Origin of the sequence: Pseudarthrobacter sp. NBSH8, from assembly GCF_014217545.1 — a bacterium.
Taxonomy (GTDB): domain Bacteria; phylum Actinomycetota; class Actinomycetes; order Actinomycetales; family Micrococcaceae; genus Arthrobacter.
In genome coordinates, this window is sequence record NZ_CP043178.1 from 1,807,048 (window position 1) to 1,823,887 (window position 16,840).

The window sequence follows — 16,840 nt, forward strand, 5'->3', positions numbered from 1 at the left end:
ACCCATGACACTGGTTGCCGGGGTGGACTCATCCACACAAAGCTGCAAGATTGTCGTTCTGGATGCCGTGAGCGGCGCCCTGGTCCGCGAGGGCCGCGCCGGGCATCCGGACGGCACGGAGGTCCACCCCGACCACTGGTGGCAGGCCTTGTCAGAGGCCATCAACGACGCCGGCGGGCTGGGCGGCATCAGTGCCCTCTCTGTCGGCGGGCAGCAGCACGGCATGGTGCTGCTCGACGCCGAGGGCAACGTGGTGCGGCCGGCACTGCTCTGGAACGACACCCGCTCGGCGCAGTCCGCCGCGGACCTCACCGCCGAAGTCGGCGCCGAGGACTTCTCGCGGCGGACCGGGCTGGTCCCGGTGGCGTCCTTCACCGTCACGAAGGTCCGGTGGGTACGCGATCACGAACCGGAATCCGTAGCCCGGGTCGCCGCCGTCGCCCTGCCGCACGACTGGCTCATGTGGCGCCTGCGCGGCTACGGCCCGGCCGGGTCCAGCCCGCTGGGCCCGGACCTGGAACAGCTGACCACTGACCGTTCCGATGCCAGCGGCACCGGCTACTGGAGTCCTTTCTCCGGCAGCTACGACCTGGACCTGTTCAAGCTGGCATTCGGGCGCGACGCCCGGGAAGCCGGGGCAGCAGGGGAGCACGGCGCGGCGGTGATCCTCCCGCGGGTCCTGGCCCCCGGCGCGTCCGCCGGGCCCGTCCAACCGGAATGCTTCGGCGCCCAGGGCAGCACATTGCCGGGCGGCGCGGACGGTTCCGGGGACGAGGGCATCATCCTCGGCCCCGGTGCCGGTGACAATGCCGCTGCCGCCCTCGGGCTCGGCGCCGGACCGGGGGACGTGGTGGTCTCGGTAGGGACCAGCGGCACGGTCTTCGCCGTCGCCGCCGAGCTGCACTCCGACACCACCGGTACCGTGGCGGGATTCGCCGACGCCGGCGGAGCGTACCTGCCCATCGCGGTGACCCTGAACGCTGCCCGGGTCCTGAGCTCCATCGCAGGACTGCTGGCCGTGGATTTCGCGGAAATGGCAAAACTCGCGCTGGAGGCCGAACCCGGCGCCGGCGGCGTCGTCCTGATCCCGTATTTCGAGGGCGAGCGGACCCCCAACCTCCCGCACGCCAAGGCAAGCTTCCACGGGCTGAGCATTGAGTCCACCACCCGGCCGAACCTGGCGCGCGCCGCGATCGAAGGCATGCTGTGCGGACTGTCCGGAGGCCTGGACGCGCTGCGGGAGCTCGGCTACCCGGCCGGGCGGCTGCTGCTGATCGGCGGGGCGGTACAGAACCCTGCCGTGCAGCGGATCGCCGCGCAGGTCTTCGACGTCCCGGTGGTCATCCCCACCCCCGGCGAGTATGTGGCCCGGGGCGCCGCTGTACAGGCGGCCTGGGCGCTCACCGGCAACCGTCCCGGTTGGGACGTGGCCCTGGACGCGACCCCAGAGCCGGACTTCCAGGCGCTCATCAGCGCCAACTACAAAAGGGCGGCCACCCACATTGATGCCGGCAACTGAACCGCTGCTAGTTCGGACACCGTTGCTGGCAGCAGGTCTCGACGACCCGCTGCCGGCCTCCGGCCGTCCGCTGCGCTGGGGGGTCATTGCCACCGGACGGATCGCGTCCATTGTGGTCAGTGACCTGGCCCTGCTGCCGGACGCGGTCCTTCAGGCCGTGAGCTCGCGGACGCAGGCCGGCGCCGAGGCCTTCGCCGCCGAATTCGGCTTCGTGAGCGCTTACGGTGACCGGGCAGACAGCGGTGAACGGGCCGGCGTCGGGCTGTCCGGCTACCAGCGGCTGCTTCAGGACCCCAACGTGGATGTTGTGTATGTGGCCACGCCGCATGCCAGCCACTACCCGGTGGCCCTGGAAGCTTTGAACGCCGGCAAACACGTCTTGTGCGAGAAGCCGCTGACCCTGAACGCGGGGCAAGCGGAGCACCTCGCCAGCGTCGCCCGGGACAAGGGCCTGTTTCTCATGGAAGCCGTCTGGACCCGGTTCCTGCCCAGCGTGCAGCGGGCGGCGGAGATTGTGGCGTCCGGTGAACTGGGCGAGGTCCGCTGGATCCAGGCCGACCTTGGTTTCCCCGCGCCCTTCGACCCGGAGGCCCGGCTGTGGAAGCGGGAGGAGGGCGGCGGTGCGGTCATGGACCTTGGTGTTTACCTGCTGACCTGGGCACTGACGGCCCTGGGCCGGCCCAGGTCGCTGACGGCCACCGCCCACCTGAACAGCGACGGCGTCGACACCACCACCGCCATGACGCTGCAATACCCCTCGGGAGCGCAGGCACAGCTGCTCGCATCGTTGACTACGGTCTCCACGCAGGCGGCCACCGTCGCCGGCACCCGGGGCATGCTGCGCTGCGGCGCGCCGCTGTTTAACCCCCGCCAGCTGACAATCACGCTGGCTTCGGGCGAGCAGCGCGTGGAGGACTTCCCTGCGGCCGGCCACGGTTACACGTACCAACTGCGCGAAGTGACCCGGTGCATCCAGCAGGGGCAGAGGGAGAGCCCCACCCTGCCGCTGGCCGACACCCTGGCCACCATGTCCCTCCTGGACGAGGTGCGGAGCCAAGCCGGAATCCGGTACCCGGGCGATTAGCTCCACCCCGTTCCCGGATGCAATGGCAGCTCCAGAGGCTCAGTGGTCGACAGACCCTCATGGAAGGATCGTCTAGCGGTCGTGATGGGAAGTCTGGACGACAAACTTCCTCATCGCCACCCAGTGGAAGAGTCCGCCCAAGGCGGCACCGAAGAGCCATGCGAATCCGCTGAGCTGTGCAAGCTGGGGCAACCACACGGCCAAGATCGAGAACACTGCAGCCACGCCGAAGACCACGAGTGCCCTGCGGTTCCATCCACCGGTGAAGTGGTAGGCGCCTTTGGGGTCGGTTGAGTACAGGTCGTGAAGGTTGAGGCGTTGTTTCCGCACGAAATAGTAGTCGGCGATGATGATGCCGTAGAGCGGCGCGAGCACAGCACCGAGCGTGTCCACGAACTTGGGAAGGCCGATGCTTGAAATGACAGCGACCCACAGTGCACCGATGATGAACCCGGCGACGGCTGTGATCATGCCCGCCTTGCGGAAGGAGATCCTGGCGGGGTTGATGTTCGACAACGAGTAGGACGGGGGAATGAAGTTGGCCACCACGTTGATGCCGAGGGTCGCGACCAGGAATGTCGCTGCAGCCAGGACGGTCAGGGGAACGTTGTCCACGAGGCCGACGATGTCGGCGGGATTGGTCAGTGGTTCCCCCTGCCCGCCCTGGTACAGGAGGTAGGCGCCCGCCGTGATAAACACGGAAAGAAAGGTGAACAGGGCCAGGCTGATCGGCAGGCCCGTCAGGTTGCCGAAGCGCATGGCCTTCTCCGTGCGGACGTTGCGGGCAAAGTCACCAAAGTTGATAACGACGGCGGCGAAGTAGGCCACCATGGTGCCCGTGACCCCCGCAAAAGCGGAGAAGGCGGCCCACCCTGTGACGTCGGCGCGGGAGAAAATGGTGCCGACCGCCTGAGGCAGTTCAGCACCCACCTGCACCCAGATAGCCACGAGAAGTGCGATCATCACCAGGTAAACGGCTGGGCCTGCGATGTTGAGGAAGCCTGCAATGCGTTCGATGCCGCCAAGGAAGAGCGCCACCTGCAGGGCAGATGCGATCACGTAGGAAGCCCAGGACACCCAGTCCATCCCGAGGAACTCGGCGCCTCCCGGCCTCCCCAGCAGAGCGTTTATCGCCAGTGAAATCGCCGTCGAAGCGAAATATGTCTGGGCGCCGTACCAGAAAATGGCGACCACGGCACGGATAATGGCCGGGAACTGGGCCCCCCGCACGCCCATCGACGCCCGGGCAAGCACCGGGAACGGAAAGCCGTACTTGACGCTTGGCCGGCCGCTCAGGTCCACGAGGACCTTGATGATGAAGCCGGAGAGCAGGATGGCGGCAAAAACGAACCAGCCATTGATGCCGGCGGTAATGAACAGGCTGGCGGCCAGCGTGTAGCCCGCCAGGCTCTGGATGTCGTTTGACCAGACGTTGAAAATGGCAAACCATCCCCAGGTTCGTCTGGACGCCGGCAGCGGGGCGAGGTCCTCGTTGTACAACGAAGGATCGGCGTCAGAGACCGCCAGATCGGCATCCGTCAGGTCGTTGTTGCGAATGGTCACGACAGCCTCTATTCATGGTCGCCGGTGCGCAGTTTACGCATCGTGGAAGTATTCTTCCAAAAACAGAGTATGACGCAGATCACTTGAGGTCAATGGGTAATTAACGCCCGGCACCTTAACGAACGGCGGCCGGTTACGGAAGTTATCCGTGACCGGCCGCCGATTCAGGTCCTGCTAGGCAGTGACTTCCTGCACCTGTTCTTCCGTCCTGGCGTCTGCCAGGACGGTCAGTTCCACCAGGGCCGGCCGGGCTGCGGTGCTACGGATCTGAACAGCCGCTCCGCTGCGGGCTGACTCCAGCACGGATTCCATGACCTCGAGCGCATGGTAGGCCAGCTGCCCGCCGGCCCGCGGTTCTGATCCGGCCGGGGTGGCGGCCAGGTCCGCGATGCCGAAGCCGCGGCCGGACTCAACATAGCCGGCGGAGACCGGGAGGGTCTCCCACGCGTCGGCGCCCAGGGTGAAGAGTTCCACGGCGCCTTCGAAGTAGTTGGGGTCCGGAACCACCAGGGAGCCGAGCTCGCCGTGGATCTCGATGTTCGAGGATTTGGTGTTCACTGCGTCGAAGCTCATCACCAGGGTGGAGAGAGCCCCCGAGGCGTGGACCAGGATCCCGGTCACGTGCGAGTCTGTGGCGACCGGAATCACCTCGCCTTCGCGCGGGCCCGAGCCGATGGTGCGCTCGGTCCGGGTGTGGCTGGCGGCGCCGATGACCGAGACCACCGGACCCAGCATGTTGACCAGGGCGCTGACGTAGTAGGGGCCCATATCCAGCAGCGGGCCGCCGCCGGGCTGGTAGTAGAAGTCCGGGTGGGGGTGCCAGCGTTCGTGGCCGGGGGTGACCATGGTGGCCGTCGCCGAGATCGGGGCCCCGATCAGGCCATCGTCAATGGCCTTGCGGGCCGTCTGCACCCCGGTCCCCAGGACGGTGTCCGGCGCGCAGCCGACGGCGACCCCGGCCTCGCGTGCCGCGTCCAGGACCTGGCGTGCTTCGGCCGTCGTGGCCGCCAGCGGCTTCTCGCCGTACACGCTCTTGCCGGCGGCAATCGCCTTGAGGGCGACGTCGGCGTGCGCGGCCGGGATGGTCAGGTTCAGGACCAGGTCCACGTCCTCGGCGGCCAGCAGGTCCTCAACCGAGACGGCACGGACGCCGTCGTAGCCGTCGGCCACGGCCTGGGCGCGGGCCGGATCAAGGTCCGCGACGGCCACCAGTTTGAGGGTTTCGAGGCGGGGGATATTGGCCAGGTACTGGGCGATGATTGCGCCGCAGCCGATGATTCCTACATTTAACGGCTTGCCCACAGCAGGCCCCTTTCGATGATGGTGCGGACGTTGCTGTCCTGGAGGATTTCGATGTTGTGGCCGGGAGTGGCGACAAAAATGCGGCCCTTGCCCCACTGCCGGGTCCAGATGGCGGGCGAGGTCACTTCACGGTTCCAGGGGTCCCATTCGCGGACCTTCTGCGTGGTGGTGGCCAGGACGTTGATGTAGTCGTCGGTGAGGACCCAGTACTGTTCGGTGACGAGGTCGAAGTCGCCGATGCCCTGGGTGATCGGGTGGTCTGCGGCGGCCGGGAGCATGTTGACCGTGTAGGGAACGTAATTGTCCGGCTGCTCGCCCGTGAGCTCGTCGGGGTGCTTGCCGGGGTGGCAGGCGAACTGGCCGCCGATCAGGTGGAGGTAGTCCGAGGTGTTCCGGTAGGAATCGGCGATCCCGCCGTGCCAGCCGGCCATGCCGGTGCCGTTCTCAACGGCCGTGCGCAGGCCTTCGAATTCGTCTTTTTCGATGGTGGTCATGGTCATGCACTGCATGATGAGGTCCACGCCGGCCATGTACTCGGCGTCGGCATAGATTTTGGTGGATTCCTCGACCCGGACGTCGTAGCCGTTGTCCTTGAGGAACGGGATGAACAGTTCCGTGGCCTCCAGGGGCTGGTGGCCGTCCCACCCGCCCCGGACCACGAGTGCGGTCTTGTTCTCTGTCATGGCATTTCCTTTGTTTGGATTGCGGTCCGGAGACCGGAAGTGGTGGTCAGCGGCTCGCGAAGGCGGAGTCGAAGGCGGCAACGGGAGGGGCGATGCGGGCGAGTTCCTGGACCATGGCCAGGGCCTGGGGCGCTCCGATCATCCGGTCCATGCCCGCGTCTTCCCATTCGATGCTGGTGGGTCCGCTGTAGCCGATCGCGTTGAGGGTGCGGAAGATGGGTTCCCACTTCACGTCACCGTGACCGGCCGTGACGAAGTCCCAGCCCCGGCGCGGATCCGCCCAGGGCAGATGCGATCCCAGCCGGCCGTTGCGGCCATCGAGCTGCCGGATGGATTCCTTGACATGTACGTGGAAGATCTTCTCGGCGAAGTCCTGCAGGAACATGACCGGGTCCAGGTCCTGCCAGATGAAGTGGGAGGGATCGAAGTTCAGGCCGAAGTTTTCCCGGTGGCCGATTGCCTCCAGGGTGCGCTTGGCGGTCCAGTAGTCGTAGGCGATTTCGGAGGGGTGGACCTCCAGGGCGAAGCGGACTCCGGCGTCGTCGAAGACGTCCATGATGGGGTTCCAGCGGTCCGCGAAATCCTGGTAGCCGCGGTCGATCATGGCTGCGGAGGCCGGCGGGAACATGGCCACGGCCTTCCAAATGGAGGACCCGGTGAATCCGGTGACGGTGGTGGCGCCCAGGCGGGCCGCGGCCCGGGCCGTGTCCTTCATGGCCTCGGCGGCCCGGGTGCGGACGCCCTCCGGGTCGCCGTCGCCCCACACGCCGTCCGGGAGGATGTCCCGGTGTCGCTCGTCGATGGGGTCGTCGCAGACAGCCTGGCCGGTGAGGTGATTGGCGATGGCAAAGACCTTGAGGTTGTTCTTTTCCAGGATGTCCAGCCGGCCCTGGAGGTAGAGATCGTCTTCGACGACGCGCCGGGGGTCAAGGTGGTCGCCCCAGCAGGCGATTTCCAGGCCTTCGAAGCCCCACTCGCCGGCGAGGCGGGCCACCTCCTCGAAGGGCAGGTCAGCCCATTGGCCGGTGAAGAGGGTGATAGGTCGTGTCATGGAGCGTGCCTCGTTTTCGCGTACAGGTCTGGTTTTGGGTTCCGGCATTTGTCTCAGGCGTTTTGCCATTGGCTGGAGTTCGCGGCGCTGGTTTCCACGGCGGCCAGCACGCGCTGAACCTGCAGGGCATCGGCAAACGACGGTTCCGGCTGGCGCTGTTCCGCGACGGCGTTCACCAGGTCGACAACCTGGTGGGTGAAGCCGTGCTCGTAACCGAGGCCGTGGCCGGTGGGCCACCAGTTGGCTGCGTAGGGGTGTTCGGGTTCGGTGACGAAGATCCGGCGGAAGCCGGCATCGGGGGATTCGGCGGCGTCGTAAAAGGACAGGACGTTCATCTCTTCGAAGTCGAAGGCCAGGGATCCCTTGGTGCCGTTGATCTCGATCCGCATGGCGTTCTTGCGGCCCAGCGCGTAGCGCGTGGCCTCGAACACGCCGATCGGGCCGCCGTCGAAGCGTGCGGTGAAGATTGCTGCGTCGTCCACGGTGACACTTCCGCGCGGCGCGTCTGCTCCGACGTCGCCGTGGCCGCCCAGGCCTACCATGTCTCCGGCAAGCGGGCGTTGCTGCACGAAGGTTTCGAGGAGGGCTGAAACACCGGTGATGTTCTGGCCGGTGATCCACTGGGCGGCATCGATGATGTGCGCTCCGATGTCCCCCAGGGATCCGGACCCGGACTTGGACCTGTCCAGCCGCCAGGTCATCGGGGCATTTTCGTCGCTCAGCCAGTCCTGCAGGTACTGGGCCCTTACGTGGCGCACAGTCCCCAGCCGGCCCTGCTGGACAAAGCGCCGGGCCAGCGCGAGTGCCGGAGTCCGGCGGTAGCTGAATCCGCACATCGAGAACACCCCGCGCTTGGCAGCAGCGTCTGCGACCGCTGTCATGCGCTCGGCCTCGGCGACCGAGTTGGCCAGCGGCTTTTCGCACAGCACGTGCTTGCCGGCCTCGAGGGCTGCAATTGCGATCTCCGCGTGGGTGTTACCCGGGGTGCAGATGTCGATCAGGTCGATGTCGTCGCGTTCGATCAGGCGCCGCCAGTCCGTCTCGGTGGAGGCCCAGCCAAGCTTGGCCGCCGCCGCCCGGACGCCGTTGTGATTGCGGCCGGCGACGGCGGTGAGGTGCGGTTCCAGCGGCAGGTCAAAGAACCGGGGGGCGGTCCGCCAGGCGTGGGAGTGGGCGGCGCCCATGAAGGCGTAGCCGACCATCCCGACCCGGAGGGGCTGGGCGGTTGTCATAATGATTCCTTTCGGGGCGTGGGCCGGTTACTTGCTGAACCCGGCGGTGAGTCCGCTGATCAGTTGGCGGCGGGCCACCACATAGAGGACCAGCAGCGGCAGGGTGGCGAGCACCACGGAGGCCAGGACGGCGGGGATGTTGACGCTGAATTCGCCTTGGAAGGTCCACAGGGACAACGGAAGCACCCGGGTGGAAGGGCTCTGGGTCAGGATGAGCGGGAACAGGAAGCCGTTCCAGACGCCCAGTGCGTTGTAGATACCGACGGTCACCACGGCCGGGCGGGTCATCGGCAGCGCCAGGCGCCACATCATGGCCCAGTCCGAGCACCCGTCGAGGCGCATGGATTCGAACAGCTCATTGGGCACGTCACGCATGAAGTTGGAGAGGATAAGGACGGAGATCGGGATGGCAAAGGCGATCGAGGGCAGGATGAGCGCCAGCAGCGTGTCATACAGGTGTGCCTTGGTGATCATCCAGTAGATCGGGATGATCGTGGCGTGCAGCGGAACGGCCAGGCCAAGGAGGAAGAGGTTGTTGGTCCAGCTCAGGAACCGGGACTTGCCCCGCACGATGGCGTAGGCGGCCATGAACGAGACCAGGAGGGCCGGGATAACGCTGCCGATCGTGACGATCAGGGAGTTCGTGAAGTATTTAACGAAGTCGTTTTCCAGAACCAGCTTGTAGTTGTCCAGGGTCGGCTCGGTGGGCGGCAGCATCGGATTCGAGGTGAAAAAGCCCGCCTGGTTCTTCAGGCTCGTCACCACGACGTAGTAGATAGGCACGATGATGACCGCGAGCCAGATCCACCCGGCCGCTCCGCCGATGAGGTTAGGCCGGCTGCGTCCCGGGCCCTTCGCGCGCCGGCGGGGCGTTCCGCCGTCGTCCGTGGGTGCTGCGGGCCGGGCGGGAAGCTGGGTTGTGGAAGCCATCAGGCACCTTCCATTTGGCTGTCGTTGCGGTTCTTGCCGCCGAGGCGCTGCAGTATCAGGGCCAGCGCAAGGCCGATCACCACGAGGATGACGCCAAGGGCGCTGGCAGCGCCCATGTCATTGGCCTTGAAGCCGGTCAGGTACATATGAAGGGGCAGCAGGCGCGTGGCGTACCCCGGCCCCCCGCCGGTCAGGACAAAAATGAGGTCGAAGTAGGCGAGCGAGCCGACCACCATGAGGGTGGAGGAAGTTATGATCGTGTACTTCAGCTGCGGCAGCGTGATGCTGAAGAACTGCTGCATGCGTCCTGCACCGTCGATCTGTGCCGCCTCATACAGCGACGTGGGAATCTGGCGGACACCGCCCTGGTAAATGAGGGTGTGGAACGGAACGAACTGCCACGCAATCACGAACACCACCACGAAGAGCACGAGGTCGGAATTGCCGAGCCAGTCCTGGGTGAGGATGGGCAGGCCCAGCCCCGCGCCCAGGCCGAAGTTCGGGTCCAGCAGGGCCTTGAAGGCGATCGCGACTGCTGCGGAGGACAGCAGCAGCGGCACGAAGTACAGGACAGCCAGGGCCGCCCGGTATTTGTGGCCGGCGGAGGTGAATACGCCCAGCAACAGGCTGATCGGCGCCTGGACGATGAAGGAGAAGAACATGATCTTCGCCGTCACCACGAGGGCGTTGGCGGTGATCGGGTCCGTCAGCGCCGTGATCCAGCTGGAGAACCCTTCAAGCTGGATCTCGCCGAGCCCGTTCCATTTCGTGAAGCTGAGGAAGAGGACGCCGAACAAGGGAATGATCGCGAAGGCGAGGAAGAAGACGAGGGCTGGGACGGCCAGCCACCCCGACGGGCCCGTTTCAAGGGCCCGTCGGGAGGTTCCGGTTGAGGCAGACACTGGCTATTTTCCGATCGTGGCGTTCATGGTGTCGATGAACTGCTCGGGGCTGATCTTCTTCAGAAAGATCTGGTCCAGGTTGGAGAGCATTGCGTCGCCCTGGGCGGGGCTCAGCGCCTGGTCCCAGGACATCGTGAAGTCCGGAGCGTCCTTGGCCATGCTGTAGACGAAGGTCAGGAAGTCCTTGTCCGGGGAGGCAGCCAGTTTGCTTTCGATGCCGGTGGTCACGGGGACGGCTCCGGAGTCGATCAGGGCCTGGGTGTCGGCCCCGGTGAACATCCCGCTCTTGACGTAGTCGAGGGCGGCTTTCTTCTGGCTGTCGGTGGCCTTGGAAGAGATGGACCAGAAGTTGGAGGGGTTGCCCACCACGTTCGCGGGGTCGCCCTTACCGCCGGCAACGGTCGGGAACGTGGTGAAGCCGAGCTTGCCGCTGGAGACGAAGTCCGCAGCGTCCTTCTTCATGCCCTGGTAGATCCAGCCGCCCTGCAGGACCATGGCGGCCTTCCCGGTGTACAGCAGGGCCTGGTCGGCGTTGCTGTCGGCGGCGATGGAGGAGAATCCGTTGATGAATCCGCCCGCGTCCACGAGTTCCTGGATTTTGGTGAGAGCCTCCTTCACGGCGGGGTCCGACCATGCGCCGGGCTTGTCCGCGGCGATGTTCGCGAAGACCTCCGGGCCGCCGATCCGGTCAACGAGGTACTCGAGCCACATCAGGTCCGGCCATTTGGACTGACCGCCCAGGGAGAACGGTGCCACGCCGGCTTCTTTGAACTTGGGCACCAGCGCCATGAGTTCATCCCACGTCTTGGGCGGCTGAGCGCCGACCTTTTCGAAGACTTCCTTGTTGAAGTACAGGACGACGGGCTGGACGTTGTTGTTGGGCACCGCGTACATCTTGCCGTCGATCTTGCCGTTTTCCAGGATGGACGGCAGGTAACGGTCCGCGACGTCGGGGTTTTCCTTGAGGAAGTCCGTCAGGTCGGTCACCTGGCCAGCGTCCACGTAGGACTTCAGGACCCCGCCGCCCCACCCGTAGATGAACGTGGGGCCCTGGCCGGCGCCGACGGCGGTGCGGACCTTGGTCTTGTAGGCATCGTTCGCGAAGAAGTCGAGTTTTATTGTCTGGTCGGAGTGCGCTGTGTTCCAGGCATCCACCGACTGCTGCAGGACGGGCTGGTTGCCGCCGGTGAGGCCCCACATGGTGGCCGAGTCCGCGCTGGCGGTCGTTCCGGCGGGGCCGCTGGAGCCGCAGGCGGCGAGGGAGAGCGAGAGCGCCGCGGCGGAGAGAGCCATCGCGGCTGAGCGCAGTTTACGATTAGTCATTTGCATTCCATTCATCCTTCGGGCTCGACGCTGGTGGCCCGTTGTGTGTTCGGAAGTCCGGCCTTTGGATCAGGCAGCACTGCCGGGGTAGTGGTCGGTCAAACTATTCAAACCAAAGTTTTCGAAATATTTCGCTAAAACTTGCGATCTGTTTAGATAAAGCTAGCGGCGCGGGGAACGGCCGTCAAGCTTTTTTAGTGAGAGTCATCACATATTTCTCGGTCGCAGGTTGACTTAGCAAGTAAATGCACCGAAGCTGATGGCAGCGAAATATTTCGAAAACATAAGGGAGCCAAATGTCCGCCGCTGAACACCAGGAAAAGTTGACGCTGGCTGCTGTTGCCCGTGAGGCCGGCGTTTCAGCGCCGACAGTCTCGAAGGTCATCAACGGGAGGGACGACGTTTCCGCTGACACCCGGGCCAAAGTCATGACCGTGCTCGCCCGGACCGGGTACAAATCGCCGCTGCAGCAACGCAAGAATCTCTCCGGCCGGCAGGCCGTGGAAATCGTCTTCGACTCGCTCAACTCGGCCTACGCCGTTGAGGTGCTCAACGGCGTCCTGGAGTATGCGGCTGAATCCGACATTGAGGTGCTACTCAACGTCACGGGCAAGCAGGGCGCCTCGACCCTGACGGCGGAGCAGCGGGCACAGCGCATTATCGACGAAGGACGCTGCGGGATGATCGTGGTGACCTCGGCGTTCGGTGCGGCCCAGCTGGATGCCTTCCACCGCCGGGGGATTCCCGTGGTGGTCATCGACCCGCTCAATCCGCCGCCGGGGGATGTGGTCAGCGTCGGAACTACCAACTGGGCCGGCGGCAAAGACGCCACCTCACACCTGCTGGGACTGGGCCACCGTCGGATTGCCTATATCGGCGGGCCTGATGCGGCCGAATGCAATCAGGCACGGCTGCATGGATACCTGGCTGCCCTGAGGGCGGAGGGAGTACCGGTCCAAGACCAATACATCATCTCCGGTCACTTCCGGTCCGAGCACGGCGCCAACGGCATGAAGGCCCTGCTCCAGCTCGAGCAGCGGCCGACGGCCATCTTTGCGGCAAGCGACAGCATCGCCCTGGGCGTCCTTGCCGAGGCGCGCCGGCAGAAAATCCGGGTTCCCGAGGACATGAGCCTGGTGGGATTCGACGGCACCTACCAGGCCGAGGAATCCGTGCCTGCCCTCACCTCCGTGACCCAGCCGCTGCAGGAGATGGGCCGGGCCGCGCTACGGTTTATCCTCCGACAGATGCGTGGGGAAGTGCTGGATTCCCGCAGGGTGGAACTCGTCACGCGGCTGGTCGTCCGGGAATCCACCGCCCCGCCCCGGGACTACCAGCGCGAGTGAAGGGCCCCGCGGAAGTTTCTGTCGTAAATCTCCTGCACACCGTCGCTGAAGTCCCGGCCAATGGACTCCATCACCGCTGCCGCGGCGGCGTTGGAGCGGGCCTGTTCCGGGCTCCTGGCCCCGGGGATGACAGTGCTGACGCCGTCCTGTGCTGCGATCCAGGCAATGGCGGCCTGGGCCGTTGTTGCCCCGGCAGGAACGAGTTTCCCGAAGTCCGCCACAGCCTCCAGCCCCTGCTCGAAGTCGACGCCGGAGAACGTCTCGCCCACGTCGAAGGCCGCACCGCTGCGGTTGTAATTGCGGTGGTCGTCCGCGGCGAAAGAGGTGTCACGGGAGTACTTTCCGGACAGCAGTCCGGAGGCCAGCGGGACCCTGGCGATGATCCCAACACCAGCGGCCTGCGCCGCCGGGAGGACCTCCTCCAGCGGTTTGAGCCGGAAGGCGTTCAGGATGATCTGCACGGTCGCTGTACCGTCATGGCTGATGGCTTCCAACGCTTCGTCTGTACGTTCGACGCTGACGCCGTAGTTCCTGATGACGCCTTCGCTGACCAGAGTGTCCAACGCCTCGTAGACTTCCGGGCGGCTGTAGACCGAGGTCGGGGGACAGTGCAGCTGCACCAGGTCCAGACAGTCGGTCTGCAGGTTCCGCCGCGAACGGTCCACCCACTGCCGGAAATTGGCCAGCGTGTAGTTCTCAGGCTGCTGTTCCATGCGCCGGCCCATCTTTGTGGCCACCGTGATGTCCAGGCCGGGGTTCGCGGCGAGGTAGGCCCCGATGGTCTGCTCGCTCCGCCCGTCGCCGTAGACGTCTGCGGTATCAAAAAACGACACTCCGGCGTCCGCCGCGGCTGCCAGGATCCGGCCGGCCTCGGCTTGGTCCACGCTGCCCCAGTCGGCTCCCAGCTGCCACGTACCCAGACCCACCACAGAGACCGTACGCCCTGTCTTGCCTAATATTCGTTGCTCCATTCTTCGACTATAGGTGTAGCTCGGAGAGGTCCGCCGACGGGAAGGGGGTTCTGTGAGTCCTAGGAACGCCGGCCGCGGCATGAACCGGCGGCCTGCACTGGGGGAGCAGTCCTATAGGAGCTGAACCAAGCAACCAGCCTCCCGGGGCGGCCGCCCGGCAGCGTGTAGCGTCAGCCGCCAGGTCCTCGCAGACCACGTCTATGAATAACTTCTGGCATCGCTGATGGACGGCCGGATGGAGCCCGGCACCGTGGTGAGCATCGACGGAACGGCGTGGGAACTCGACGGAGACGACACCATGATTGCCCGCAAGGTCCGGTTCGCCCCTATTGCCGGGCTCACACCGATGCTCTGCGTTGGGGAGCCCGACGGCGGCACGACAGCAGATGCCGCGGACTTTGTATTTCGTGTCTCCGGATCTTTTCTGGGCTGCTTTGCGCACGATCCAACGAATTTCGGCAGGGTCCTGGACGAGGCACTCGCCCTGGGGGCAGCTGGTTGCCCGGCGTCGATGCCCGGCAGGTCAGCCGGATTGGAGTTCAAGGCGGGCGCCTATCATAATGAGCGCACCATAGAGATCAGGGACACCCCACCATTCGACGGCGAGGCCGTCCTCAAAGCGGAGGATGTGAATGGAGACCACCGTCACCGGTTTGCCGGTAGCTGCCAGACCAAGGAAAGGCCCGGTGTGCGTCCCACGCCACGTCACGCGACCGGCAACTTTGTCCCCCTCTACTACTGTGTCCTCGACGCTTCCCGTGAAGTCGGACAGGCTGGCATGGAATCCCCGCATCCAGAAGACAATTCCGGCCAGACCTGGAGGCTGGCCTGGACCGGCACTGTGGTCCACGATGCCCGCGCTGACGATTCCGGCCAGCGCATCCTCGTCGTTGGCTGCGACGGCCCCTATTAGCTGGCGGTACGCTCGCCGCAGCTCATCACTGTTGCCCATTGTTCCTCCTTGAACGGAGCCCTCGCAGCCAGAACGGCTGCTACGAACTAGTTTGGACGCCGCCTGGGACGCAGACAAGGGAGCCTGTTGCGGCCCGGAGGGGACAGCTCATTCCTCATGCGGCCTAGGTAGCCGACTGATGGTGCGGCCGGGGCTTAGGACGGGAGCGAACGCTGGACGTCCTGCTCCGGCGTTACCCTCGCCAGCAGGGTCCGGGCGGCCGTCTGGGCCATCTTGCGGGTCGCGGGGGAGAGATACGCACCCTCCCGCTGAATCAAGGCGATCGTGTCATACAACGGCTCGGCAAAAGGAACTGCACGAAGGTTCTTCGGAAAACCCGGCGCCTTGGTGGTTGCTTGGGGGACAAAGGTGTCGACCGCTCCGGTTGCCGCAAGTCCTAAGGCGGTATCAACATGTTCGACCTCGATTGCGGGGTCGATTTTAAGTCCCTTGAGTCGGGCTCGCTCCAGGACTTGCCGCCTCGTCGGGTCTTGCCAGCCGGCGAAGGCGTCGTATAGGACCAGCTTTGATTCCGTCAGTTCCTCAATGGTCACCGGACCACGCGTTGGACTCCGGGTGGCTGATACGTAAAAAACTTCGTCACGGAACAGGGGCCGGACCTGAAGGCCAGCTTCTGCCACGGGCAGGACGATCAGCCCCGCTTCAATTTCTCCCGACAGTACTGATTCCGCCACGGCCAAGGAATTCAGCCCGACGAGGCGCACCTTTACCTTGGGATACCGCCGGTGGAAGTGGTTGGGTCCCCGGAAAGTAGTCCAGTGTTTGTGTGAGTTTCGTGTCCGAGAATGGACACAGGAGGAAATTCACGAATCATGGCACGCAGACACACCCCCGAGCAGGTCATCGCCAAAGTCCGGCAGGGCCAGAAAATGCTCAATGACGGGCGCCCGATGGTCGAGGTCATCAAGGAGCTCCAGGTCACCGAGGCGACCTGGTACCGGTGGCTGAACCAGTACGGGTCCGAGAGGAACGCCGAGGCGTCCAAGCGGACCAGGGAGCTGGAGAAGGAGAACGCCCGACTCAAGCGCCTCCTGGCAGAGAAGGAACTGGCCATCGACATCCTCAATGAGGTGGCCAAGGGAAAATTCTGAGCCCCGAACCCCGCCGCCGTGCCGTGCGCATGGCGGTGGAGAAGTTCGGGGCATCCGAGCGTTTCGCGTGCGCGCTCCTGGGCCAGAACCGGTCCGCGTTCCGCAAGAAGAAACCCGACATGGGCTTCGAGGAAGCCCAGCTCCGGGCAGCCCTGCGCGCCGTCGCCGGGAAGCACCCCGCTTGGGGCTGGCGGAAGGCCCGCTGGCACCTGCTGGCCCAGCCGGACTGGGACGGCGTGGCGCTGAACAGGAAGCGGGTGCGACGGCTCTGGCGCGAGGAAGGGCTGACCTGTAAACCCAGGGCGCGGAAGAAGCGCCGCACGGGGCCCGGCGCCGGAGAGCAGAAGCGCCTCACAGCGGAGTACCCGATGCATGTGGTCAGCTTCGACTTCCAGTCCGATGTGACCTCCTGCGGCCGGCACATCCGGTTCTTCAACGTCATCGACGAATACACCCGCACCGCGCTGGCCATCATCCCGCGGCGGTCATTCAAAGCCACCGACGTCGTCGCGGTACTGGAGAACATCATCGCCGAAACCGGCACCGCGCCGACCTACATCCGGTGTGACAACGGGCCGGAATTCACCGCGGCCGCACTGGTCGACTGGTGCAACACCGCCGGGGTCGACACCGCATTCATCGACCCGGGATCACCATGGCAGAACGGCTTCATCGAATCCTTCAACGCCCAATTCAGAAGGAACAACTCGCCGGAGAAATCATGGACACCATGGCCGAAGCGAAGTATTTGGCCGACGAATGGAAAGCTATCTACAATCATGAACGGCCCCACGGATCCCTGGACGGCATGACGCCGAAAGACTACTGGGAAAACTGGACGCAAGAAAACCAATTAGCTATCGCATAGAC

At 65.1% G+C, this 16,840-nt stretch carries 16 protein-coding genes and 1 pseudogene; 6 read left to right on the forward strand and 11 right to left on the reverse strand.

What is annotated here, in order from left to right; translation table 11 throughout:
* Positions 1 to 4 precede the first annotated feature (4 nt).
* A complete protein-coding gene (gene xylB / locus FYJ92_RS08290) occupies positions 5 to 1,519 on the forward strand; it encodes a xylulokinase (protein WP_185263416.1) in 1,515 nt (504 codons plus the stop codon).
* A 22-nt stretch (positions 1,520 to 1,541) separates the two neighbouring features.
* Positions 1,542 to 2,603: a Gfo/Idh/MocA family protein gene (locus tag FYJ92_RS08295; protein ID WP_370526213.1), complete on the forward strand. Its 1,062-nt coding sequence runs from the start codon at positions 1,542 to 1,544 to the stop codon at positions 2,601 to 2,603.
* A 72-nt stretch (positions 2,604 to 2,675) separates the two neighbouring features.
* Here FYJ92_RS08295 and FYJ92_RS08300 read toward each other — a convergent pair whose 3' ends face one another.
* The 8 genes from FYJ92_RS08300 to FYJ92_RS08335 all read right to left on the reverse strand — a co-directional run bounded on the left by FYJ92_RS08300 (position 2,676) and on the right by FYJ92_RS08335 (position 11,589).
* Positions 2,676 to 4,166, reverse strand: coding sequence for an NCS1 family nucleobase:cation symporter-1 (locus tag FYJ92_RS08300; protein WP_185263418.1), 1,491 nt, complete (start codon positions 4,164 to 4,166; stop codon positions 2,676 to 2,678).
* A gap of 174 nt (positions 4,167 to 4,340) precedes the next feature.
* The gene (locus tag FYJ92_RS08305) at positions 4,341 to 5,468 is read right to left on the reverse strand and encodes a Gfo/Idh/MocA family protein (protein WP_185263419.1); all 1,128 of its coding nucleotides are present in this window, start codon (positions 5,466 to 5,468) and stop codon (positions 4,341 to 4,343) included.
* Entirely contained in the window at positions 5,453 to 6,151 is a 699-nt protein-coding gene (locus FYJ92_RS08310; RefSeq protein WP_185263420.1) for a ThuA domain-containing protein, read from the reverse strand. The genes FYJ92_RS08305 and FYJ92_RS08310 overlap by 16 nt, the downstream gene beginning before the upstream one ends.
* A 46-nt stretch (positions 6,152 to 6,197) precedes the next feature.
* Complete coding sequence (locus FYJ92_RS08315; RefSeq protein WP_185263421.1) at positions 6,198 to 7,202, reverse strand: sugar phosphate isomerase/epimerase; 1,005 nt, start codon at positions 7,200 to 7,202, stop codon at positions 6,198 to 6,200.
* Positions 7,203 to 7,255: 53 nt separating this feature from the next.
* Positions 7,256 to 8,434, reverse strand: a complete 1,179-nt coding sequence (locus FYJ92_RS08320) for a Gfo/Idh/MocA family protein (protein ID WP_185263422.1) — start codon at positions 8,432 to 8,434, stop codon at positions 7,256 to 7,258.
* Between the two features lie 27 nt (positions 8,435 to 8,461).
* Positions 8,462 to 9,364, reverse strand: coding sequence for a carbohydrate ABC transporter permease (locus FYJ92_RS08325; protein ID WP_185263423.1), 903 nt, complete (start codon positions 9,362 to 9,364; stop codon positions 8,462 to 8,464).
* A complete protein-coding gene (locus FYJ92_RS08330; protein ID WP_185263424.1) occupies positions 9,364 to 10,266 on the reverse strand; it encodes a carbohydrate ABC transporter permease in 903 nt (300 codons plus the stop codon). The genes FYJ92_RS08325 and FYJ92_RS08330 overlap by 1 nt, the downstream gene beginning before the upstream one ends.
* 3 nt (positions 10,267 to 10,269) lie before the next feature.
* Positions 10,270 to 11,589, reverse strand: coding sequence for an extracellular solute-binding protein (locus tag FYJ92_RS08335; RefSeq protein WP_185263425.1), 1,320 nt, complete (start codon positions 11,587 to 11,589; stop codon positions 10,270 to 10,272).
* 296 nt (positions 11,590 to 11,885) lie between these two features.
* Between FYJ92_RS08335 and FYJ92_RS08340 the strand changes: the two genes are divergently transcribed.
* Positions 11,886 to 12,935: a LacI family DNA-binding transcriptional regulator gene (locus FYJ92_RS08340; RefSeq protein WP_185263426.1), complete on the forward strand. Its 1,050-nt coding sequence runs from the start codon at positions 11,886 to 11,888 to the stop codon at positions 12,933 to 12,935.
* On the opposite strand, the gene FYJ92_RS08345 is transcribed toward FYJ92_RS08340, so the two are convergent.
* The 3 genes from FYJ92_RS08345 to FYJ92_RS08360 all read right to left on the reverse strand — a co-directional run bounded on the left by FYJ92_RS08345 (position 12,920) and on the right by FYJ92_RS08360 (position 15,583).
* Positions 12,920 to 13,906, reverse strand: coding sequence for an aldo/keto reductase (locus FYJ92_RS08345; protein WP_185263427.1), 987 nt, complete (start codon positions 13,904 to 13,906; stop codon positions 12,920 to 12,922). The two genes, FYJ92_RS08340 and FYJ92_RS08345, sit on opposite strands and share 16 nt — an antisense overlap.
* Positions 13,907 to 14,429: 523 nt before the next feature.
* Positions 14,430 to 14,858: an ester cyclase gene (locus tag FYJ92_RS19285; protein WP_185263725.1), complete on the reverse strand. Its 429-nt coding sequence runs from the start codon at positions 14,856 to 14,858 to the stop codon at positions 14,430 to 14,432.
* 155 nt (positions 14,859 to 15,013) lie between these two features.
* On the reverse strand, positions 15,014 to 15,583 hold the full coding sequence (locus tag FYJ92_RS08360; protein WP_185263428.1) for a LysR family transcriptional regulator substrate-binding protein: 570 nt from the start codon (positions 15,581 to 15,583) through the stop codon (positions 15,014 to 15,016).
* 108 nt (positions 15,584 to 15,691) lie between these two features.
* Here FYJ92_RS08360 and FYJ92_RS19290 point away from each other — a divergent pair, with 108 nt between their 5' ends.
* The 3 genes and pseudogenes from FYJ92_RS19290 to FYJ92_RS19300 all read left to right on the forward strand — a co-directional run bounded on the left by FYJ92_RS19290 (position 15,692) and on the right by FYJ92_RS19300 (position 16,838).
* A complete protein-coding gene (locus FYJ92_RS19290) occupies positions 15,692 to 15,970 on the forward strand; it encodes a transposase (protein WP_370526216.1) in 279 nt (92 codons plus the stop codon).
* Positions 15,971 to 16,089: 119 nt separating this feature from the next.
* Positions 16,090 to 16,566 (forward strand): annotated as a pseudogene (locus FYJ92_RS19295) (DDE-type integrase/transposase/recombinase); the annotation flags it as partial.
* 59 nt (positions 16,567 to 16,625) lie between these two features.
* Positions 16,626 to 16,838 carry an integrase core domain-containing protein gene (locus tag FYJ92_RS19300; RefSeq protein ID WP_370526217.1) on the forward strand — a complete coding sequence of 71 codons (213 nt, stop codon included), beginning with the start codon at positions 16,626 to 16,628 and terminating at the stop codon, positions 16,836 to 16,838.
* Positions 16,839 to 16,840 lie beyond the last annotated feature (2 nt).